Consider the following 21745-nt stretch of genomic DNA (forward strand, 5'->3'; position numbering starts at 1 on the left):
TCTATTAATTACATTATTTAACACTGAAATAGTGACCAAAAAATAGTGGCCAAAAAATAATAGGGACAAAAGATCATGTTAAAAGGAATAAGTTGTTTCACTGTAGGTACTTTAATGAGCTGCTCTATTGTTGCTCAACCGTTAAGTAAAGAAGCAGGGTGGGAGTTTACCTTAAGTGTAAATGTTGGTTACAGCGGTGGAGAGTCTCAATTTGATACGGACAGTGATAATGAGACCACTAATAATTTAAATAATAGTGGGCAATCGAAGTCTTCTGTATTGGCTTATCCATTAGGTCGAGCGCAATACACATTAGATAGCCTTAAAACTCAGTTTTTCTTAGGTAACAGCCGTGAACAAGTTTCAACAGCACAATTTCAATATGAGATTGGTGTTGTTCATCAATTCAATGATGATACTCAGTTAACCTTTGCCATTTTTCCAAAATTATCAATGTTGAATGAAACTTGGGAAGACCCTTTTTTAGTGGGTAGTGACCGACAAACTACCGATGAAAAAGTGGGAGGAGGGCGAATTGCTGTAGAGAGAATTTTTGGTAGTCCATTGACGTTAAAATATGCGATTGCCAGTAGTCGTATTGATAATGAACGCAGTGGACAAAGTCAATTAACTGATGCTGCTGAAATTGCCACACTACAACGTGATAGCCTTTATCAAAGGGTCGATGTTGAAACCTTATTCCCAGTAGCAAAAGGTATATTGTTAAAACCTAACCTTCAATATACTCACCGTAATGCAGAGGGTAACGCTAATAGTTATGATCAATATACAGCACAACTGTCTATCTTGATTTTCCGTGATCGACATACTTTAATTACTACGATTAATGCAGGTACTCGTGTGTATCAGCAAATTAATCCCATTTTTGATGCTAAGCAAAATCTAAATCATGCAGGTGTCTTTTCTATTTATAGCTATAAAAGGCCGTTTGACTGGGATCGTTGGAGTTAGACTATGATGGCAGGGTATAGCCAAGAAAACTCAGATATTAGTTTTTACGATAGCAAAAGTATTATTGTTTCTACTGGCTTGTCATATCAATTTTAAACTTTTTATTACTGCTTAATTAGTGAGCGAGTATCGTTTGAAATAGGCAAGTTTGGCGATTACTCTATTCTTCTCATCTCTGAATCATAATGTCAGTGTTATTTTTTATCTATAAATAAAGTGTGATCTAGATCGTATAAAGATTGTTAAAGGCAACCTAATCAAATTTAATCCTCTGTGAAATATCAATAGACTAGATTAACAACTGGTGATTTTGTTAGGGTATTGTTAGGAACTGTGATTAAGGAATGATTGTGTTCTTATTAATACTAATTATCACAAGGCTGTGTTTAGGAGTTTAATTTTTATGATAGAACAAAATTTTGCGGTTATTGGGACTTTTATCCTTTATCTAGCAATGATGATGGGTATTGGTTATTGGGCTTTCAGAAAGACCGTTAATTCTTCGGATTACTTTTTAGGTGGACGTCAACTAGGACCTTGGCCAACGGCTATATCAGCAGGTGCATCTGATATGAGTGGGTGGTTATTACTTGGTTTACCTGGTTACGCTCTTGTTGCAGGGTATGGATCGTTCTGGCTTGCTGGTGGTTTATTAGTCGGTAGTTGGTTAAATTGGATAATATGTTCGAAACGTTTACGTACTTATACCATTATTACTAATGACTCATTAACCTTACCTGATTATTTTGCTCGTCGTTTTGAAGATAAAAGCAAAATGTTACAAACTATTTCAGCTTTTTTTATCCTGTTATTTTTCCTTTTTTATACCAGTGCTGGGTTAGTGGCTGGCGGTAAATTATTCCAAACTGTATTTGATCTTAACTATCAGTTAGCCGTTATCATCGGTACTGTTTGTGTTGTGTCTTATACTTTATTTGGTGGTTTCTTAGCGGTATCTTGGACCGATTTAGTCCAAGGCTTATTAATGGCTGCTGCATTAATGTTAGTGCCGATTCTGGCTTTAGATGGTTCAATAAGTGATTTAACCACGTCATTAGCGGCTAAAAATCCAGAGTTATTAGATGCTTTTACTAATAATGACGGTACGCCAATGAGTGTTATCGCGATTATTTCATTACTTGCATGGGGCTTAGGTTATTTTGGACAACCACATATCTTGGCGCGCTTCCAAGCTGCAAGCAGTAATAAATCATTAACAACAGCACGTCGTATCTCAGTAATTTGGACGATTCTTTCAATCATTGGTGCTATTTTTGTTGGGTTAATCGGTATCACTTACGTAGATTCTCACTTAGGTGGTGTGTTAGAAGATAGTGAAACTATCTTTATGATTTTAGTGAATGGTATGTTTCATCCTGTGATCGCAGGTATTTTATTAGCGGCAATTCTTGCTGCAATAATGAGTACGGCTGATTCGCAGTTGCTTGTATCATCTTCAGCGTTAGCAGAGGATTTTTACAAACAACATATTAATCCTGAAGCAAGTTCTGAAAAAGTCGTATTAGTGGGGCGTTTAGGGGTAGTTGGTTTATCACTGATTGCATTAGCACTTGCGTTTAACCCTGAGAGTTCAGTGCTTGGCTTAGTATCGTATGCTTGGGCTGGTTTTGGTGCTGCATTTGGGCCAGTTATTATCTTAAGCTTGTACTGGTCTCGTATGACGCGTTATGGCGCTTTAGCAGGAATCCTTGTTGGTGGTGTAACTATTGTTGTTTGGAAACAATTAACGGGCGGGTGGTTTGATGTTTATGAAATTGTTCCTGGCATTATATTCGCACTAATAGCGATTGTTGTTGTGAGCTTGTTAAGCAAAACACCAAGTCAGAGTATCTTAGCAAAACATCAAGAAATGAAAGATAAACTATCAGTGTTATAACTTAAACTTTTTGTTTATTGCTAAAACCTCACTTAAGTAATTAAGTGAGGTTTTTTTATGCCTTTTAAAAAGTAAGGCTAATCAATTTTACCCAACCTTTTAACTATTATTTCTCATTAAAGCTTTCTATATCATCTTGTTTAAATGAAATAATTTAAATAAATTTTTATTATTTAGCTATTATTAGCAATAAAAAAGTATCTTTTGTGGTCTGTTAGATATATTAATTCAAAAAAGGTGGGACTAAACATGAAAAAAATATTTTCTCTTTTCCAAGTGATAGCATTAATGAGCTTTGCTTTGTTTCAAAGTGCGAATGCTGCTGATGCTGTCTATACAAGCTACTTTAGTGATAAAGCGGCTGGTGGTTATGATGTTGTTGCTTACTTTACTGAAAATAAACCAGTAGAAGGTAGCAGTAAGTATCAATTAGAATATAACGGAGCAGATTGGTACTTTTCGAGTGCAGAACATTTAGCTTTATTTAAAAATAATCCTGAAAAATATGCACCACAATATGGTGGATATTGTGCATGGGCGATGGCTGGAAATGATACAGCTCCAGGTAAACCTGCCTTTTGGACAGTTTATAATGATAAACTATACTTAAATTATGACCAATCTATTCAAGATACATGGGTTGCAGATAAAGATGGTTTTATTAAAAAAGCTGACCTTAATTGGTCTAAATTAGACAAGGAATAAAAATGAGAGTATTACCTATTTTTAGTTGGGTTGTTGTGTTGTGGGTAGCAAAGGTTTTTGTATTATCGCTACCTTATAAGTTTACGTTACATCCAGACACACAGCATATTTTTGGTACGATTGGCGTATGGATGCAAGGTTTATTTGGTAATGCCATTGGAACCTTATTCGCAAACTATGGCTCTTATGCAGTAGGGACTGTGGAATTAACTACTTCAATTGTTTTATTAATACCGGCTTTATTTTGGGTATTGAAAAAAATAGGCCTATTACGATGTGCACCAAGCCGTAGTTTAATGCATGCGATTGGTGGTTTAATGGCTTGTGGTGTGATGACAGGTGCAGCTTTCTTCCACCTATTTACACCATTAGGTATTGAAGTTATTCATGAAGGCCAAAGTGATGGCGGTAGTTTATTTTATACTGCAGTCTCTATCGTAATCTTAGGGTTTATCCTTTTTGTTACTAATTACCGTGATTATAAAAATAAATAAAATCAATAAGGCACAATTTTGCTAATACGTATACTGCTAGTACTTTCTTATATCTTATGGTGTTGTCGATTTTTGATTGCACCTTGGAAGTACTTTCAATTAAATGCCAATTACTTTAATCAGCATCGACATATTTTTTCTAAGTTAGATATGGATCTGCTAATACCTGAAAAATGGCGTTTAATGCAGTTTGTTGATCAAGGTGATGAGCAAACTAATAAACAGCCAGATACTTATCCTGTGTTTCTGAAACCTGAATGGGGACAGAACTCACAGGGTGTTTGTCGTGTTGATAGTTTTGCAGACCTACAAGAGCATCGCCAACATCGTGCAGAAAAAAGCCCTCGTTATTTGATACAAGCGGCAGCAAAAGGGAAGCGAGAATTTGAAATATTCTATATTCCAGGAGCGACCACTAATAAATCTTCTGCAATTATTTCAGTGACTGAAACCTGTAATAATAGTGATGACTTAATGCCAGTGAATGGTATTTATAATAGCGATACTTATTACCAATCTTGTATGCCGCATTTAAATGCAGAGCAACTGCAAAAAATTGAATCATTATTCTCTAAAATTGGTAATTTCAAAATCGCCCGTTTTTGTGCGAGAGCAGACTCGTTACAAGCTTTGCTTGACGAACAGTTTTCTATTGTAGAAATTAATGTTTATGTACCGATGCCACTCATACTCTTAACGAAAGAGATGAGCTTAAAATCTAAACTTAAGTTTGTATTTTCAGGTATGAAACAATTATCGTTAGTAACAAAAGATATTCCGGCTTCACAACCGGTTAAGTCTATCTTCTTTCAAAAATTACAATCAGCTCGGTTATTAAAATCGAATATAAAAAATGAGCTCTCTTAATGAACATAAAAAAAATAATATATGCATGGATCAGTAAAAAATTTATGGGTGGTTGTAGTAACTACAACAGCTTAGAAGTTCGTAGAAGCTGCCGTAGTAAAGAGCAAGCTCGTGACAAGTTTAAATTAGGTGGGATCCCTCATGCTCAAGGTTTAATTTTCTTAAACCCTTTTGCAGCTATCCGTTTTGCTAAACAACATGGTTTTCCTTTAGTCATTAAGCCTAATGTGAGTGGCTTTTCTCGGGGTAGTCATTTTCCCATTCGAGATTATAAAGAATTATGGAAAGCTATTTTCTTAGCGAAACTTTGGTGGCCATTTACAGTGGTTGAGCAATTCTTAGAAGGTAACAACTACCGCGTTGTTGTGGCTAACGGAGAAATTGTTTCTGTATTACAACGTTATGCACCCGCTGTAAAAGGCGATGGTACTTCAACGATTCGAGAGTTGATGTTAAAAGAAAATGCAATTCGTGAAGAGATGAAATTATACCCTGTCATTTATCCATTAAAAGAAAGTGCACAAACTAAAGCATTCTTAGCGAAACAAGGTTTAAATTTTGAGTCTGTGCTTAAAGCAGAGCAACGTGTGACCTTATTTTACCGTATCTCTTTAGCGCCCGGTGGTGTGGTTGAAGTGATTAATAAACAGTTGTTACCAGAAGTTAACAATGCACTATTTAAAAATGTACTCAATTTATTTGATGCGAATATTCTAGGTATTGATGTTATTTTAGAAAAAGGCATTGAATTTGATTATCGCGATCAAAAGTGTATTTTCCTTGAAGTTAATTCTCGCCCGTATTTAAAAATGCATGCGTATCCTCGTTATGGTGAAGCTGAAGATTTAAGTGATGATTTCAATCAATTAGATGCGTTAGATGTTAAACAGTCAGACACCTTCTAAGTGTCAGGTTTAACTCGTACCTTTTATCTATTTACAGGGTTTCATTCTTTCCTATTAGGGTTATTGCCTTTATTTATTGCCGTTATTTTATGGGATAAAGGCTTAACCATTAGCCATATCTCTTATTTTATTGCGCTGACTGCAGCAGGGTTTGTTGCTGCATTATATTATTGGGATCGCCTTCGAGCGACTCATAGTTGGCGCAAGTTAATAAGCTTATCGTTTATTTTACAAAGTCTATTTGTGCTGTTATTAGTGTGGGATAACCAACTAGCACTAGTGACAATAGGTGCTTTAATTAATGGTGCCGCAGGTTGTTTTTATTGGTCTACACAACGCCTTTTATTTCAGGCCATTACTGAAGATAAAAATACCGGTAACACCTTTGGCAATTTTCAAATCTTAGTTGTGTTTGCGCTAAAAATAGGTGTGTTAGTTGGCAGTTACCTTTTAGGGATGGAATATTTTATTGGATTGCTTGTGCTTTCTTTATTGTTGTCCTTCTTAGGGTTTAGTTTGGTTGATAAAAGCTTACAAGGAAAAAGTGAGTTATACGATTTGAAGCAAGTACCAGCCTTTAGTTTAAAGCAAATTATTGGATTTAAAGATTCACATCATTCAGTGATGATTTTTACTGTTGATGGTTTATTTTTGTTTTTAGAAAGTTATTTTTGGATGTTAACCATTTATATGCTGACACAGGAAAACGTAATGCAGTTAGGGTTGATTTTAGTTGCGCTCAGTATTTTATTGGCACTTATTTTCTTCTTTATAAAAAAACAAATTGATCGTATTAATGTGCGAGTTATTTATAGCGTCGCAGTGATTGGTTACGCTTGTTCATGGTTGTTTCGAGCTCAGTTAAATGAAGAGTCGAGCACGATTATGTTATACAGCAGCTTATTATTGATTGCTTTTTTGAGTAACTTTTTTAGATTGGCTTTTAATAAACGCTTTTATGATATTGCCCGTCGTGAACAACCGACACGTTATATTATTTGTAAAAGTTACTACTCACAATTTATGTTGATGCTGTTGTTCAGTGTTATTGGATTTTTTACCGTATCGACAGGGCATGCATTACAACAATTACAGGTCTTATATTACTTGTGTATCCCGCTTGTTTTAGTCTATTTTATTTATGGTAATAAATCGTCCAATCAATTATCACATGCGTGATGAATATTTTTACATTGTACTTATAACGAAGTAAAACAAATAAAAACGCCAGCAGAAGCTGGCGTTTTATTAACTAGAATCTAACAAACTATTAATCCATTAAATATTCTAACCCGTAAACTAACTCAGAACGTTTCACGACTTCTTTACAAGCTAAGCAAATACCAGGCATAAACGATTCACGATGTTGTGAATTATGCTCAATTTTAAGGGTTTCACTTAAACCGCCAAAAAAGACAGTTTGTTGAGCAACGATACCCGGCAAACGAATCGAATGTAACTTCACGCCATTTAATTCTGCACCTCGAGCACCTTCAATTAGCTCTTTGTCACTACAAGGTGTCGCTGCTTTCGTGCGCGCTGCTGCAATTAACTCAGCAGTACGAATACCAGTACCTGACGGACTTTCTTCTTTCTGTGGGCTATGCGCTTCAATGACTTCTACGTCAGGTAAGTATTTTGCTGCTTGTACAGCAAATTGCATCATTAATACGGCACCTATTGAAAAGTTAGGTGCAATTAATCCACCTAGTTGTTTTTCTTTAGCAAGTGCTTGTAGCTCTTCTACTTGCTGCTCTAGAAAACCACTGGTACCAATAACAGGACATGCGCCCGCATTAAGAATAGTTTGTGTGTTATTAAACCCAGCAGAGGCAGCGGTTAAATCAACAACAACCTGTGCGCCTGTTTGCTTAATTAAGGCCGCTAAATCATCACCAAAATCACAAGCACCGACTAACTCTAACTCATTGTCATTATTAACGGCTTTAACGGCTTCTCCGCCCATACGACCTTTTGCGCCGTTTACAATTACTTTAACCATGTTTATTCCTTTACTTCATTTATAAATTTAAAAAATGGTAGCCAATAAACCCAATCCAGCTCAACACAAGTAATGTCCAAGGTAGGAAGTTATTATTAGATTTATTGTTGCTAATACTTATTTCTGGTTCTGCATCAATGGCAGGTGCTTTCTTCTTTTTAGCTTTGTCTGCTTCACGTTGTTTGCTCTTTGCAAGTTTTTTATATTCAGCAATGCCTTTTTGAATACCTAATGCAATCAATCTAGTTTGTTCTTTGGTTTGCCCTGGTTTTTGCACTTTTTTTGCCATGGCGAGTGCTTCATCTTGTGTTTCTTGCGATACGACTGGTTTATGATGTTTAGCCATTTGATATCTTCTGTATTTAGAACGTGAATGAGCTTTATAGTTGGATTTTTATCTATTAAAAGTTTTAATTACTTTCTTGAGCCTTCTTTGAGCGCTTAATTGCTTTTCTATTTACATTTTCTAAAAATTTTTCAGGATCATCGTAATTATATTTGACTAAATGCTCTACTAGTTGCTTGGTGATCAACTGCGTTTCAGTGATTTCTTCTCTACTTCTGCCGCAACCGCCACAACGATCTTCATTACTCGTACAGTCACCTGTGCATGGACTAAATTTCATTTGATGTATCCTGTTTCTTTCATACTAAATTATCTGATTATTATACTAATTCTTTGCTTCCATGCATTTTTTAGTATCTATAATGGTTTATTTACTTATCTAAATACATCAAGCTGTATAGTAACTTAGATAATTGTTAACATTCGCATTAGCAACTGATTATATATTCTAGCAATTTTAGAGAGCAGCTTCATGACTTTTAAAGCATTAATTATATTACTATGCAGCGTACTTATTAGTGCTTGCTCTGATACAGAAGATCAACTGAACGAAGACTATGGTAAAGACCAAGCACGACCTAGACAATTATCTATAGATGATTTGTTAGCAAAGGAATATCGAGATCAAGTTATGCCTATTCTTGAGAAACGCTGTGTTGTTTGTCATGGTTGTTATGATGCACCTTGCCAGTTAAAACTATCTTCACCTGAAGGAATCGATCGTGGAGCGAGTAAAGATCAAGTTTATAACGGTCAGCGTTTATTAGGTGCGAAACCTTCACGTTTGTTTATCGATGCACATGATACGGAACAATGGCGTGAAAAAGGCTTTTCATCGGTATTGAATGAACGTGATCAAACCATGCTGGCTAATTTACAAGGCAGCATAATGTATAAGCTGTTATTACAAAAAGAAAATAATCCTGATCTGCAAGGCATCTTACCGGAAGAGTTTAATTACTCCTTAGATCGTCAAGATCAATGCCCAGACATTAATCAATTAGATGATTATCAAGAAGATTTCCCATTAGGTGGAATGCCATACGGATTACCTAACTTAAGCAACCATGAGTTTAAAACATTAGAAGCATGGATTGCCAAAGGTGCACCGATGTCGGAGCCTTTGCCTTTATCTGAAGCGACTTCAAAACTAGTTGTTCATTGGGAACAAAAATTAAATGGTGATTCACCTAAAGAACGGTTAGTGGCTCGTTATATTTATGAACACCTTTTTATTGGGCATATCTATTTTGACGCTCTGCCTATTAGCACTGATACGCCTCCACGATTCTTCAAATTAGTGCGCTCATCAACACCGTCAGGTGAGCCATTAAAAATAATCCCAACACGCCGTCCTTACGACGACCCTAAAGTGGATCGTGTTTATTATCGTTTAATGTTAGATCGTGCAACAACGTTAGCTAAAACTAACTTACCTTATGTATTTAATGAGCAGCGTGAACAATTATGGGACAAATTATTTTATAACGCAGATTTCACGATCGATACGTTGCCTGGTTATAAAGATTTTAATCCTTTCATGGTTTTTAAAGATATTCCAAGCAGCGCGCGCTACCAATTTATGTTGAAAGAGGCTTACTTCACGATTAGCGGTTTTATTAAAGGACCTGTTTGTCGTGGGCAAGTGGCTGTGAATGTTATTAATGATAAATTCTGGGTGTTTTTTGTAGAGCCTGACTCGACAAGTAACGCAGATGTTGATCATTTTGTTTACGAGCAAGCTAATAATCTAAGGCTACCTGCGGAATCAAGTAGTAATAACCTATCGGTTATCGAATGGCTTTCTTATGCAAAAGGTAGCCGTCAATATGTGAAAGCAAAAAGCGATTATATTAAGCGCTTTATGAATCATGATACGGGATTAAATCTTTCTAATATTTGGTCTGGTAATGAAAATGCGGCACTCACTGTTTTTAGACATATTGATAGTGCGACGGTAGTAAAGGGCGCATTAGGTAAGCAGCCTAAAACAGCTTGGTTAATTGATTACCCAATTTTAGAACGAATTCATTATCTATTGGTGGCTGGTTTTGATGTTTACGGTAATGTAGGCCATCAAGTGACTACTCGTTTATACATGGACTTTTTGCGCATTGAGTCAGAAACTAACTTTATCTCTTTTATACCTAATGAGTTTAGAAAGCCGGTACTCGCTAGTTGGTACTTAGGGGCAACTAAAGAGTTAAATGAATACTTGAATGATAAGAACCTGATGCATGCTCGCCCATCAGGTATTAAATATCAAACGGAATTCCCAAAAGCAGAGTTACTAAATCGTTTAAAACACTATGTTTATACACAACCTATGTTGAAAGCTAAAAATGAGCAATATCGAGTGCCAGAGGAAGATCTTGAGCTAAAACGTTTGAACAGTTTGGATAATTCAGTTGTTGTCGCATTACCTCAAGTCTCTTTTGTCATTATTGAAGATAAAAAGAACGACGATAGAGCTTATACCCTAATACGTCATAACGCGCATAAAAATGTTGCTAGCTTACTTAATGAAGAAGCAAATCGTTTAGTCTCTGAAGACACCGCTGAAGTATTTAAAGGCTTTTTAGGAACCTATCCAGGGCTTATATTTAAAGTATCTTCTGCTGATAAAGGGGATTTCGTCAGTCTGTTCTTACAAGCAAGTAACCCACAAAAACTTCAAGATCTCATTACGCGATATGGTGTAAGGCGGAGTGATACTAAATTTTGGGAAGTAAGTGATCATTTACACGATTTGTACTTACAGCAAGATCCGATTGAATATGGATTGTTTGATTATAATCGTTTAATTAACCGTTGATTTATCATTGGAAATATTATCCTTAGAAGAGATGAGCCGGTAAATGTGAATGAATATCTAGACGATTTTTTAATTGTCTAGATGTTGTTTTAAAGAGTGGAAACCTAGCGACTAAAAATGATTAAACAGTTTAACGAGTTACATTGAAAATAAAATTGCTCCTTACTTTTAATTCTATTTAGGTATTAACGTTTTATACACTGTTTAAAATTATGTAATTTAAGTAGACTGTTAATCATAATAAATGGTCTATTTAAACAACAAAGATAACGATGAAAACAAATAACTTTCACGACAAGCGATTAGCCTTCGTTAGTTCTTACTTTAGCTCTGCTATCATTATTAATACAATAGTATCTTGTGTTGTTGTGTTCAGCGGCATCAATCATAGCGGTGCGGAAGCAAAACTATATTGGTTCATTGCTTTAACGTTTATCTCCCTTCTTCGTGTCCTTAATCACCTTTATGTTAGTAACAACAATAAAAATAAATACAATTTTTATTTTATCGGTGTTTTATTAACTGCTTTTACATGGGGGCTTTTCCCTATTTTGTTTTTTGAACAAATGTTGATGCAAGAAAAATTCATATCGTTGGTTGTATTCAGTTCATTGGCCGGAGGTGGTGTTAATGTTTTAGCGTCAGATATTCGTTCTTCTATTTCATACATCACTTTTTTACTCGTCCCCTTTAGTATTTTATTATTATTACAACCTATTGGTGATGAGCAAATGTTAGGTGTATTAGGTCTCGTATTATGGTTTATTCTTTGTTTTGTAACTGCTGTACGTACCGCTAAAGATGTTAAATCATCAATAATGAATGAGTTGAAATTAGATCTATTCATTGATGATTTAGAAAAAGAAGTACAATTACGAACAGATAAAATAATCCTTTTAGAACAAAGAGATCATCTCACACAGTTATTTAATCGAGAAAGTTTTGTCTCTAACGTTGAACTTGATTTAGCTGAAAATAGTAATGGTATCAAAGCTATTTTATTTTTAGACATGGATTATTTTAAAGTTATCAATGATAAATATGGTCATGATTTTGGAGATTTTGTTTTAGCTGCAATAGGTAGACGATTGGTTAGCTCAGAGAAGGATAATGGTTTTATTGCTTGTCGGTGGGGTGGCGATGAATTTATTTTTTATACTCGCCAAGACTCAAAAGAAACCTTATTTGATTGTATTACCGGTTTAGTAGATGAATTAACCAAACCTGTTAATAACATGCACTATCAGATAAAACCTTCTTTTAAAATTGGGCTGTATTTTACACATGATGCATTCGACCTTACCCAAGCAATAAAATATGCTGACGTTGCCATGTATGAAGGCAAAAAAAGCCGTAATGAAATTTCTGTGTTTGATGAACGTATGTGTGCTTCATTAAAACGAGAAGAAACATTACGCAGTTCAATTAAAGACTGTATTGAAAAAGGAGACTTTCATCTTTGTTACCAACCTATTATAGATATTACGAGTAATAAAATAACTTCATTTGAGGTCTTATTGAGATGGCAGTTTAATGATGAATTTATTCCCCCATCTGAATTTATCGATATTGCTGAAAGGTATGGGAAAATTAATTTTCTCGGTGAGTTTGTTCTAGAACAAGCGATTCAAAGTTTGAGACAGTTAAATGAATTAGATAGCACACTCGCGCTCTCAATTAACGTCTCTGTACTGCAATTAGAAAACCATAATTTTTTAGCGCTATTAGCTGGTTTAATAGAAACTTATGCAGTTGAACCAAGTAATGTTCACTTAGAGATTACTGAAACGGTGATGATTAAAAACTTAGAATATCTATCTAAAGTGATCACACAAATAAAGAATACTGGCGTACATATCTCGATTGATGACTTTGGGACAGGTTTCTCTTCAATCTCTGTGTTAAAAGAATTGTCTGTTGATTATATTAAAATCGATAAGTCTTTTATTGATAACATTTGTGACTATTCAAAAGATGAAAGTATTGTGTCAGCGGTGACTAAAATGTCGCATATGATTGGTTGTAAAGTGATAGCCGAAGGCGTTGAAAAGAAAGAACAGTTAACAATTTTAGAAAAGTTAAGTGTTGATAAATACCAAGGGTTCTTATTTAGTAAACCAGTCCAACTTTCAGAAGCGATTAAGTTAATAAGTTAACTTATTTCAATTAACATGAATACACAGTATTCCATCATAAGTGGCAATAGTGTCTTATGAGTTTTTATATTTTATTTTAAATTTCTCTTAACCTTCTTATTAACTGATATTAATAGTTATTTCGACTTATTCCTTAGCAAACATCGTGATATTTAACTTATTAACCAATACCCATTAAGAGTTAATATTTGATTTTATATGCATTTCGGCTTATTTTATCTAATTCATTATTTAATAGGCAACATATTCACATGGAGTTAACTGCACAACTTTTTAAAGATGTAAAAAAGCTACCGGTTTTACCTTATATATTGGTTGAACTTATGGATTCGTTTTCAGATGAAGAGGCGCGAGTAGAAGACATTGCAAAAAAGGTAGCTCAAGACCAATCAATTAGCGCAAAAGTGATTCGAATGGCGAACTCAACGGCTTATCGTCGTGGTAAAGAAGTTGAATCCATTGAAGAAGCGGTGATCCGTTTAGGTTTTAATCAAGTAAGAAGTATTGTGGTTGCAGCAACGTTCTCTAATGTTTTTCCTGAGATTGCTGGATTTGATAAAGATAAATTTTGGAAAGAAACATTTATAACAGCAAGCATCGCAAAAAACTTAGCAAAACATACCACTATCAATAATGAAACGGCCTTTACTTGTGCCATGATGCATAATATTGGTGAATTATTATTACAAATAATCAAACCTGAAGAGTGTGCGTTAATAAAAGCCGCAATTGAAGCTGGCCAACCTCGCTTATATGCACAACGTGAATTTTTTGGTTTCGATTACACAGAGGTAGGCGTTGAATTAGCTAAGCACTGGAACTTTTCATCGACCTTTTGCAATGCTATTGAACAACAACTTGATCCCCTATCTTATGATAATCCCTCACAAGCCGCTATTTTGATTCGTTTATCGGTCTTTATGCGTTTTGCATGGGCTGCTGGATTACCACCTGAAATGATCGTCCAACGCTTTCCTGAGCCGCTAACCAATGCGATTAAACTAGATAAAGATGGCATTTTAGACACCTTCTCTAGCATGATAGAAGAAGGCCAAGATTTAGCGCGAATGATCAAAGAATGATAGATAACCATTAACTGTTTTATACCAACACTATCCAACGCTATTTAATCGACCGCATGCAATAAACGGTAATCTTGTTTATTGCTCTGTAAAATAGTTAATGGTTTAGCAAAGCGCTCAGCCATCACTTCTGCTTGTTTGACACCTTCACCTGAATAAATTAACAATGCATCAGACTGTTGTATGAGTTGTTGATAACTCTCATGCTCGGAAAATGTAGCATCATTTAAATGCGCTGTATTTAATAAGCATTGAGTGGGGGCGATATTAATAATCGGTTGATAAAACTGACCTGTTAATAACGTCTTAATATTGTCTAAATGTCCGGCTCCAGCAGGCTCAATAAAAATACGATCGGGTTTGTTATCCCTAATCATCTCATTTAAGGCAACGCGGAAAGGTAAACCTGCAGTACAACATAAACACCCACCTAATACTGTTTTAACCGCTATGTTTTGTGCTTTCAGTTGATCAATTGGATAACTTTGCTGTCCCACTTCATTAACTAAAATGACCCAACGTTCATTAATTGGTTTGTTAGCGGTTAATTGTTTAATAAAGTGTGTTTTCCCTGCTCCTAAAAAACCAGCGATTAGGTGACAGCTTATTTTTTGTTGCATTAAATCGACTCCAAAATGAAGCGCATCGTAGCATATTTAGTGGTTAGTCAGTTATACTCTGAATTCAAATTTAAAGGGGAAAATATGATTTACAGCATGACGGCGTTTGCACGCAAACAATTAAAAGGTGATTGGGGTACTGCAGTTTGGGAAATTCGCTCAGTGAACCAGCGTTATCTTGAAACATATTTTCGTTTACCTGAACAATTCCGTGGTTTAGAAACTAAATTAAAAGAAACATTCCGACAACGTTTAGAGCGTGGAAAAATCGAATGTAGTTTACGTTTTGAAGCAAACTCAGCAAGTAGTACTTCATTGAGTATGAATAAAGAACTAGCAACGCAATTGATGCAAAATGCACAATGGGTTGTAGATCAAATGGGCTCTGGCGAAGTTAACCCTGTTGATATCTTAAAATGGCCAGGTGTGATGCAAGCACCAGAGCAAGACGCTGATGCGGTTAGTGCAGAATTAATGGCTGGTTTTCAAACAACTTTAAACGAGTTTGTTGAAGCGCGTGCCGCAGAAGGGGCAAACCTAGCAGTATTTATCGACCAACGTTTGGTAAGTATTGGCGAACAAGCAGCTAAAGTCCGTGACTTTATGCCTGAGGTACACGCTTGGCAAAAAGCGCGCATCCTAAAAAAATTCGAAGATGCTAAAGTTGATTTAGACAGCACACGTGTTGAACAAGAGCTTGTATTGTTAGCACAAAAATCAGACGTAGCAGAAGAGCTAGACCGTTTAGACTCTCACATTTCAGAAGCGCGTAACGTCCTCAAAAAAGGTGGCGCAGTAGGTCGTCGTTTAGACTTCATGATGCAAGAATTTAACCGTGAAGCGAACACATTAGGCTCAAAAGCAATCAATACTGACATCACTGCAGCAGCGGTTGAGTGTAAGGTGTTAATTGAGCAGATGCGAGAACAGGTACAAAACATCGAGTAAAATCAATGTTTATTTTCGAATGTCTGATCTAAGGTGTAAAACATTTTTTATACCCCGCTCTTTTTCTAAAAGAGGTAAGTTCTTAATGAAATTTAATGGATTCAAAGAAGAGTCGCAACATTTAGAGTTTAAAAAAGAATTAACTGAAAAATTAGAAAAAGAGATTATTGCCTTTTTAAATGCTAAAGATGGCGGAGAAGTTATTATCGGAGTTGATGATACTGGTGAAGTGATTGGTGTCGACGATGCAGATGCATTACAACTAAAGATAAAAGACAAGCTTAAGCATAATATTACCCCTTCTACGATGGGGCTGTTTGATATTGTGTTATTACAGCAAGAAAAGAAAACACTTATAAAAGTTATTGTAGCAAGTGGTAGTGAAAAACCTTACTACCTAAGTAAAATGGGCATGTCACCAAAGGGATGCTTTATTCGACTCGGCAGCGCTAGTGAACCGATGCCAAGTGAAATGATGGAAACATTATTTGCAACGCGTGTACGAGATTCTATTGGTAATATTACCTCTCGCTATCAAGATTTAACCTTTGAACAACTTAAAATTTATTATAACGAAAGTAGTTATACACTTAATGATCAATTTGCTAATAATCTTGAATTACAGACCAAAGAAAAAGAATATAACTATGCTGGTTATTTACTGGCGGATAGAAATGGTTGCTCAATAAAAATAGGGAAATATAGCGGAATAGATCGCGTGAACTTGATTGAAAATGAAGAGTTTGGCCATTGTTGCTTGGTGAAAGCAACAAAGTTTGTATTAGATAAGCTGAGTATTGAAAATCGCACCTTCACTCAAATCACAGCAAAAGAGCGTATTGAGAGAAAAATGCTTGACCCTGTTGCATTAAGGGAAGCGGTGATCAACGCCATTATACATAATGATTTTAGTAATGAAATTCCCCCTAAGTTTGAACTATTTAGTGATCGTTTAGAGATCACCTCTGCTGGTAAACTACCAGAAGGTTTTAGTCTGGATGAATTCTTTGAAGGTTATTCAATTCCACGAAATAAAGAACTAATGCGCATATTTAGAGATCTCGATATGGTTGAGCAAATGGGCTCAGGCATTACGCGTATTTTACAGGCTTATCCAAAAAGCATTTACCGTTTTACTAATAATTTTATCCGAATCACCATGCCTTACGCAACAGGGTTTATCGAGGAACAGGGAATTGCCATGCAAGCTACCCCGGAAGCTACCCCGGAAGCTACCCCGGAAGCTACCCCGGAAGCTAGTTCGCAAGCTCATAAAGTATTATTGTTTTGTCAAACAGCTAAAAGCAGAAATGAAATTAAGGCGCATCTAGGCTTAAAAGATAATGAACATGTTAGGAAATCGATCTTAAGTCCATTGATTGAGTCAGGACAATTACAGTTAACCATTCCTGATAAGCCAACTAGTCCAAAGCAAATGTTTTATACGGTTGGTATTAAAAAATAAAATTATTAGAAGTGATTTATTAATTGAAAGTAGCTTCAACTCAGCGCTTGTAGAGTTGATTACGTATTTCCTTATCTTAGAATTATAAATGGCTTTGTATGGTAAAGTTACGCTAATTGAACTATTACTAAGCTGTTCAGGCATGAGGTAGGTAAGAAGAAGAAAAATAATTTTAGAATATGATGGAATACTTTATCGTATATAATTTGAGGCTTACTTACCGTAGCATGCTAGCTGTATAAGAAATACTCGGCCATGTAGCTGAATGTCTTTTAAAAGGTATTGAAGTGGTCTATGAACGGTATGACTATTTTGAATAGAAGAGGTAAACTTTAGTCAAACTAGCTGAAATTATAACAGTTGCTATTCGTTAAAAATGGCTGAATAAACACGAAAGCTTTAGGGTTGCTAATTATGGCAATAAGTTACTTTCTTTTTTTCCCTCCTTTTTTTGGTGGCCAGTGCTCCCCAATATAAGCAATTTTTATATATTTTCGTTTTGTAATATCACAATATTTCAGACCAAAATACGCTCTATTATAATCATCTGGTAACTTGATGTTTTGATCATTGAAATTTAATTTTAGATGAAATTCACAGTTTACACTTTCTATTGGATGTTCTAATACTTTAGTACCATTTGGTAAATTACGAGTGTTTTTTATTTGTAAGTTTGGGAAATTAAAAAATGGTTTATTCTTAGCTTGTTGTGTGCAGGCTAATTCCCTTCCTTGTAAATTTTTATGACGAGAAATATTTTGGATTTTGATTAAATCATTTGCATTTTGATTCCCGTCTTTAGAAATATCAAAATAAGCTTGATTTAACGTATTTAATGCATGGCTAAATTCAGATAAATAATCAGAGAATACCCCTCGTTTAATCGTATTTAATCTATCCTCGAATTCCTCATGAAACTCTATATGTTCATATGTTAGAATCGCCTTATCTGTGAATTCCTTAGGAGTTGTTAATCCATTTCTGAAGTTAAAAGAATTATGGTTACATGCATCTCGATAAGTATAGATAAGTGAACTCTCAGGAATGCCTGGCCAAGTACTTTTTAAAGTGTACGGGTATTCATACAGAAAGCCTTGAAGGTTATTTGCTTTAACCTGAGCTAACATTGTCGGTGTATCTAAATACGATTTATTTGGCCCTATTGCTTTTTCTATCTCACTTAATAGGTGGATTGTTGCACTTGTATCGTTAGTGATGTCTAGTAAGTTATTCTCTAATGATTGTGTACTTACTGAGAGGTCATAGTAATCAGTTGAAAATTCAATATTGTTATTTTTTGAGTTAGAAAACTCTCCTATAACCTTTTTTAGATTTGATATTTCTAGTTCTACAGCATCAAAATCTAATTTATTGTCTATTGAACTAAATGAATAGGCGTTACCATAAGATTTTGAAACTAACATATTAAACTTCCTTTCCTTTCATCAAGGTTCTAATATCCATAGCCTGTTGATCAAAGAAACCATCCGGCCAACTAGAAAGGTCTCCTTTTTCTCCGATCGTAATTGCTTCTACTCCACTTTCTTCTTTACCTGCAGAAACATAGAATACTTTGAAACCCTTTTTATAAGTTTCACTTAAACGTGCAGCTACTCGTATTCCATTTAACAAGTGATCACTGTGCGTTTCAATTATTATTTGAACACCTGATTCTGCTGTTTTAGCAATAAGGCGGCCTAAATAACTTTGCCCTCTAGGGTGTAAATGAGCTTCAGGGTTTTCTATAATAACTAACCCCCCGGGTTTAGTTATTAGTAAAGCAAGTACTATAGATAACGAGTAACTTAATCCAAATCCAACGTTCACAGGTCGATATGATTCATCCCCAAATTGAAATTGATTTGTAGAAATATCTGCTTGTTTATTAGAGTCCGATTTAATGAATACTCCTGGAGAAACCTCCCCCATCCATTCATATAAATTTTCTGCAAGTGAATGCGTTGATGAATTTTTATGTAACCTAAAGTCTCCCTCTGCAAGCGGCGCTCTTGATGTTACACTAGACATTATTTGTGGGACGTATTCTCCCCGAATACCAAGCCAGTCTTTCCATCTTCTTTGGGATGAGTAGGGGTAGTTATTTCTTGGTCCCCAACGTTCTGCACATAGATATTGAAAATCATTATGATAAGTCTCTTTAAGCCATTCACGCATTTCATTAGTATCAGATATTAAAGGTAAAGGTTGCTCTTCTAAACTATCGCGACTTCTAGCACTTTCATAGTGAGGTAAAGTCATGTCATCAAGATCATGCCCCCATGTGGTTTCTTTATCCTCAAATTTTAAAGTTAAAGTTATAGTATCTGGGTCAGCATATCGGTTGTGTATGTCAAAAAACGTTCCAAATGAAACAAAATCTCCATTTAAAGGAAGTTTTGAGGCAAAATTATTTTGAATAGCTAATAAAATACTTTGTATCGCTGTACTTTTACCAACGGAATTATTCCCGCAAAAAACAGTCAGGTTAGATAGTTTAAATTCCTGTTTCTTATAGCATTTAAAATTTTTAAGGGTGATAGAATTAATCATAACTTATCACCTTCTTTTACATTTTGGTCTTCTAAAAGAGGTTTAGGAAGAAAATCCATTTTAGTAATATCATTAATCATATTAATAATACTTCTAAATCTAAATAGAATTGTTACCCTCTTACTGGTCGAATTTGAAATTGCGTAATTAAATCCACGGTCTTGTTCTTTATAAGTTTCAGATATCCAATCAGATTCAGAGTCAATATCATCACTAATCATTTCAAATAATCTGCACTTAATTGCATCAGCGTTATTGGGGGTAGATGCAATTGTTCTTTGTTGATCATTCATCAACGCAAATATAGAAACTATAAGCTCAAATAGTATTTTGTTTATTTTTCCTTCTGGGCCTTTTTTATAAGAATCCCTACCAAAAATTTTATTGATAGTAATAAATGCTGAGTTTATTCGGTACTCAAGGTCATCGTAAATTTCATCAGAGTTAATAGAAGTATTATTAGCAACGTATGTATACTTATTTAAAACCTTTAAAGTTCTGCATAAGAAGTCATCATTTTTAGCATAAGTGTACTTTTCATATCCCAGAATAATAAACGATACAGCCCTTAGAACATACTCAATATCTAACATACGTTCAGGATTAATCTTTGCAGGTATAGCATCGATAAACTGATCACTTTCTGCAATGTACTTCATAAATCGATTCGCCGAGCCGGGATACAGTGCAGAACGAATTTCTTGATAGCTTAGGTTTTTTCCATAGGTATTTATCCGATGGAAAAGCTCTCTAATCATTTCATCACTATCTTTGGATATTTGAATTAAGTGGCCATGTATCTGATACTCACGAATTTTTCGTTGTTCTCGCCTTGGTAAATCTTTGAAATAACAGGTGTCGAACTTACCTAACATGGTTAGATCTGTAAGAGGGAAAAGCCCTTTCATGAAATCGATTAAAGAAGTGATACGTTGTAATCCATCAATTATCACCCAATCAAAATCAAGATCTGCTTTAGGGTTTGGATTTGGTCTTTCCGCAAAATAAAAAACAGGTAATGGTAGCCCAAGTAAAATAGACTCAATTAATCTCGCTTTATCTTTTTTCGGCCAAATTCTGTCTTTTCTTTGAAATTCAGGTTGTAAATCTATCTCGTCATGGAGAACTCGATCGTAGAGTAAAGAAATAGTTGGGCTTACCTGTGAGATTCGAGTTGGTTGTAAGCCTTGAGTTTCAGCTGCATTGAGAGTATGTTCATCATCATCATCATCATCATCATCATCACTATCCCCATCCCCATCATCACTAAGATTAGTAATGCTGTCATCATCATTTGAAGGTTCTGAATGAGACATATCAATATTAACGATAGCTCCTGAAAGTCTTCCCCCAAGCTCTGTTAAATCTATTAGAAGTTGTCCAATATCTTCAACATCACTTTCTCCCGGATATTTGGTAAAAACATTATTAAGTTTATTCTTTAATAAAGTTATTTTTTGATTATGAGACGTATGGAACTGAGCAATATCAAAGTCACGATAATTATCAATTCTACTCTTTATGTTTCTTGATTCTGATGAACTTAATGCTTTGATAGTACCTAGTGGATGTGTATCAGAATCCCTAAGGTATAGATGTTTTTTCTTGTTGTATTTAAAGTGCTCTACATTTGGTAAGTTTGCAATTATGGTTTCTAGCTGATGACGGCTTGAGCCTGCTCCACCAAGGGCTTGTTCAATATTAACAAAGCCATTTTTAGAAAGTTCTGAACAGATCATTTCTAAATGATTAAATGAACGAGATGCTGATTTTATCGAAGAAGTGGCTGCCAGTTGATAGCGCTTTGTAGCACGATCTACTTTTAGTATTACAGTAGGTTCCGTTGAAGGGTTCAAGGATGGAAGCTCTTCACCAACCATCAGCTCTAAATAGTCTAATACTTCATCAAATAACATAAGAA

18 protein-coding genes and 1 pseudogene are annotated in these 21745 nt (G+C 35.1%); 12 read left to right on the forward strand and 7 right to left on the reverse strand.

Going from position 1 to position 21745, the window contains the following annotated elements:
• The first annotated feature begins 114 nt into the window (after window positions 1–114).
• The 7 genes and pseudogenes from V6255_RS07365 to V6255_RS07395 all read left to right on the forward strand — a co-directional run bounded on the left by V6255_RS07365 (window position 115) and on the right by V6255_RS07395 (window position 7019).
• Window positions 115–1068 (forward strand): annotated as a pseudogene (locus V6255_RS07365) (DUF2860 domain-containing protein).
• Window positions 1069–1375: 307 nt separating this feature from the next.
• Window positions 1376–2869: a sodium/proline symporter PutP gene (gene putP / locus V6255_RS07370; RefSeq protein WP_025563473.1), complete on the forward strand. Its 1494-nt coding sequence runs from the start codon at window positions 1376–1378 to the stop codon at window positions 2867–2869.
• Between the two features lie 249 nt (window positions 2870–3118).
• Window positions 3119–3574, forward strand: a complete 456-nt coding sequence (locus tag V6255_RS07375; RefSeq protein ID WP_341627565.1) for a YHS domain-containing (seleno)protein — start codon at window positions 3119–3121, stop codon at window positions 3572–3574.
• A gap of 2 nt (window positions 3575–3576) precedes the next feature.
• Window positions 3577–4068 (forward strand): hypothetical protein, encoded by a 492-nt coding sequence (locus V6255_RS07380; RefSeq protein WP_341627566.1) that lies wholly within the window; start codon window positions 3577–3579, stop codon window positions 4066–4068.
• 18 nt (window positions 4069–4086) lie between these two features.
• A complete protein-coding gene (locus V6255_RS07385) occupies window positions 4087–4935 on the forward strand; it encodes a hypothetical protein (protein WP_341627567.1) in 849 nt (282 codons plus the stop codon).
• On the forward strand, window positions 4935–5840 hold the full coding sequence (locus V6255_RS07390) for a cyanophycin synthetase (protein WP_160064969.1): 906 nt from the start codon (window positions 4935–4937) through the stop codon (window positions 5838–5840). Before V6255_RS07385 ends, V6255_RS07390 begins: the two co-directional genes overlap by 1 nt.
• Entirely contained in the window at window positions 5841–7019 is a 1179-nt protein-coding gene (locus tag V6255_RS07395; protein WP_341627568.1) for a hypothetical protein, read from the forward strand. It begins immediately after the preceding gene.
• Window positions 7020–7110: 91 nt separating this feature from the next.
• Here the strand turns inward: V6255_RS07395 and dapB are convergent, their stop codons facing one another.
• The 3 genes from dapB to V6255_RS07410 form a co-directional block, all read right to left on the reverse strand.
• The gene (gene dapB, locus V6255_RS07400) at window positions 7111–7842 is read right to left on the reverse strand and encodes a 4-hydroxy-tetrahydrodipicolinate reductase (RefSeq protein ID WP_341627569.1); all 732 of its coding nucleotides are present in this window, start codon (window positions 7840–7842) and stop codon (window positions 7111–7113) included.
• Window positions 7843–7861: 19 nt separating this feature from the next.
• Complete coding sequence (locus V6255_RS07405) at window positions 7862–8188, reverse strand: DUF2956 domain-containing protein (protein ID WP_341627570.1); 327 nt, start codon at window positions 8186–8188, stop codon at window positions 7862–7864.
• Window positions 8189–8252: 64 nt separating this feature from the next.
• Complete coding sequence (locus V6255_RS07410; RefSeq protein WP_160064977.1) at window positions 8253–8468, reverse strand: DUF1289 domain-containing protein; 216 nt, start codon at window positions 8466–8468, stop codon at window positions 8253–8255.
• 192 nt (window positions 8469–8660) lie between these two features.
• On the opposite strand from V6255_RS07410, the gene V6255_RS07415 reads away from it, so the two are divergent.
• The 3 genes from V6255_RS07415 to V6255_RS07425 all read left to right on the forward strand — a co-directional run bounded on the left by V6255_RS07415 (window position 8661) and on the right by V6255_RS07425 (window position 14241).
• The gene (locus tag V6255_RS07415) at window positions 8661–11003 is read left to right on the forward strand and encodes a fatty acid cis/trans isomerase (protein WP_341627571.1); all 2343 of its coding nucleotides are present in this window, start codon (window positions 8661–8663) and stop codon (window positions 11001–11003) included.
• A gap of 272 nt (window positions 11004–11275) precedes the next feature.
• Complete coding sequence (locus tag V6255_RS07420; RefSeq protein WP_341627572.1) at window positions 11276–13159, forward strand: bifunctional diguanylate cyclase/phosphodiesterase; 1884 nt, start codon at window positions 11276–11278, stop codon at window positions 13157–13159.
• A 251-nt stretch (window positions 13160–13410) separates the two neighbouring features.
• On the forward strand, window positions 13411–14241 hold the full coding sequence (locus V6255_RS07425; protein WP_341627573.1) for an HDOD domain-containing protein: 831 nt from the start codon (window positions 13411–13413) through the stop codon (window positions 14239–14241).
• Window positions 14242–14285: 44 nt separating this feature from the next.
• Here the strand turns inward: V6255_RS07425 and V6255_RS07430 are convergent, their stop codons facing one another.
• Complete coding sequence (locus tag V6255_RS07430; RefSeq protein WP_341627574.1) at window positions 14286–14861, reverse strand: GTP-binding protein; 576 nt, start codon at window positions 14859–14861, stop codon at window positions 14286–14288.
• Window positions 14862–14945: 84 nt separating this feature from the next.
• Between V6255_RS07430 and V6255_RS07435 the strand changes: the two genes are divergently transcribed.
• Entirely contained in the window at window positions 14946–15809 is an 864-nt protein-coding gene (locus V6255_RS07435) for a YicC/YloC family endoribonuclease (RefSeq protein WP_341627575.1), read from the forward strand.
• Between the two features lie 85 nt (window positions 15810–15894).
• Window positions 15895–17274, forward strand: a complete 1380-nt coding sequence (locus V6255_RS07440) for an RNA-binding domain-containing protein (RefSeq protein WP_341627576.1) — start codon at window positions 15895–15897, stop codon at window positions 17272–17274.
• Between the two features lie 425 nt (window positions 17275–17699).
• On the opposite strand, the gene V6255_RS07445 is transcribed toward V6255_RS07440, so the two are convergent.
• From V6255_RS07445 to V6255_RS07455, 3 genes are read right to left on the reverse strand one after another with little or no spacing between them, the layout of a single operon-like run.
• A complete protein-coding gene (locus V6255_RS07445) occupies window positions 17700–18698 on the reverse strand; it encodes a hypothetical protein (RefSeq protein ID WP_341627577.1) in 999 nt (332 codons plus the stop codon).
• Between the two features lies 1 nt (window position 18699).
• Window positions 18700–19824 (reverse strand): DUF3696 domain-containing protein, encoded by a 1125-nt coding sequence (locus V6255_RS07450; protein ID WP_341627578.1) that lies wholly within the window; start codon window positions 19822–19824, stop codon window positions 18700–18702.
• On the reverse strand, window positions 19821–21740 hold the full coding sequence (locus V6255_RS07455; protein ID WP_341627579.1) for a DUF262 domain-containing protein: 1920 nt from the start codon (window positions 21738–21740) through the stop codon (window positions 19821–19823). The genes V6255_RS07450 and V6255_RS07455 overlap by 4 nt, the downstream gene beginning before the upstream one ends.
• Window positions 21741–21745: the final 5 nt, after the last annotated feature.

The sequence above is a fragment of the Psychromonas arctica genome (genome assembly GCF_038155225.1).
GTDB classification, from domain to species: Bacteria; Pseudomonadota; Gammaproteobacteria; order Enterobacterales; family Psychromonadaceae; genus Psychromonas; species Psychromonas arctica_B.

Excerpts from the sequence above, each read along its gene's own strand:
- putP (WP_025563473.1), top strand. The coding sequence starts at position 1,376 with ATGATAGAACAAAATTTTGCGGTTATTGGGACTTTTATCCTTTATCTA.
- V6255_RS07375 (WP_341627565.1), top strand. The coding sequence starts at position 3,119 with ATGAAAAAAATATTTTCTCTTTTCCAAGTGATAGCATTAATGAGCTTT.
- V6255_RS07380 (WP_341627566.1), top strand. The coding sequence starts at position 3,577 with ATGAGAGTATTACCTATTTTTAGTTGGGTTGTTGTGTTGTGGGTAGCA.
- V6255_RS07390 (WP_160064969.1), top strand. The coding sequence starts at position 4,935 with ATGAACATAAAAAAAATAATATATGCATGGATCAGTAAAAAATTTATG.
- dapB (WP_341627569.1), bottom strand. The coding sequence starts at position 7,842 with ATGGTTAAAGTAATTGTAAACGGCGCAAAAGGTCGTATGGGCGGAGAA.
- V6255_RS07405 (WP_341627570.1), bottom strand. The coding sequence starts at position 8,188 with ATGGCTAAACATCATAAACCAGTCGTATCGCAAGAAACACAAGATGAA.
- V6255_RS07410 (WP_160064977.1), bottom strand. The coding sequence starts at position 8,468 with ATGAAATTTAGTCCATGCACAGGTGACTGTACGAGTAATGAAGATCGT.
- V6255_RS07415 (WP_341627571.1), top strand. The coding sequence starts at position 8,661 with ATGACTTTTAAAGCATTAATTATATTACTATGCAGCGTACTTATTAGT.
- V6255_RS07420 (WP_341627572.1), top strand. The coding sequence starts at position 11,276 with ATGAAAACAAATAACTTTCACGACAAGCGATTAGCCTTCGTTAGTTCT.
- V6255_RS07425 (WP_341627573.1), top strand. The coding sequence starts at position 13,411 with ATGGAGTTAACTGCACAACTTTTTAAAGATGTAAAAAAGCTACCGGTT.
- V6255_RS07430 (WP_341627574.1), bottom strand. The coding sequence starts at position 14,861 with ATGCAACAAAAAATAAGCTGTCACCTAATCGCTGGTTTTTTAGGAGCA.
- V6255_RS07435 (WP_341627575.1), top strand. The coding sequence starts at position 14,946 with ATGATTTACAGCATGACGGCGTTTGCACGCAAACAATTAAAAGGTGAT.
- V6255_RS07440 (WP_341627576.1), top strand. The coding sequence starts at position 15,895 with ATGAAATTTAATGGATTCAAAGAAGAGTCGCAACATTTAGAGTTTAAA.
- V6255_RS07445 (WP_341627577.1), bottom strand. The coding sequence starts at position 18,698 with ATGTTAGTTTCAAAATCTTATGGTAACGCCTATTCATTTAGTTCAATA.
- V6255_RS07450 (WP_341627578.1), bottom strand. The coding sequence starts at position 19,824 with ATGATTAATTCTATCACCCTTAAAAATTTTAAATGCTATAAGAAACAG.
- V6255_RS07455 (WP_341627579.1), bottom strand. The coding sequence starts at position 21,740 with ATGTTATTTGATGAAGTATTAGACTATTTAGAGCTGATGGTTGGTGAA.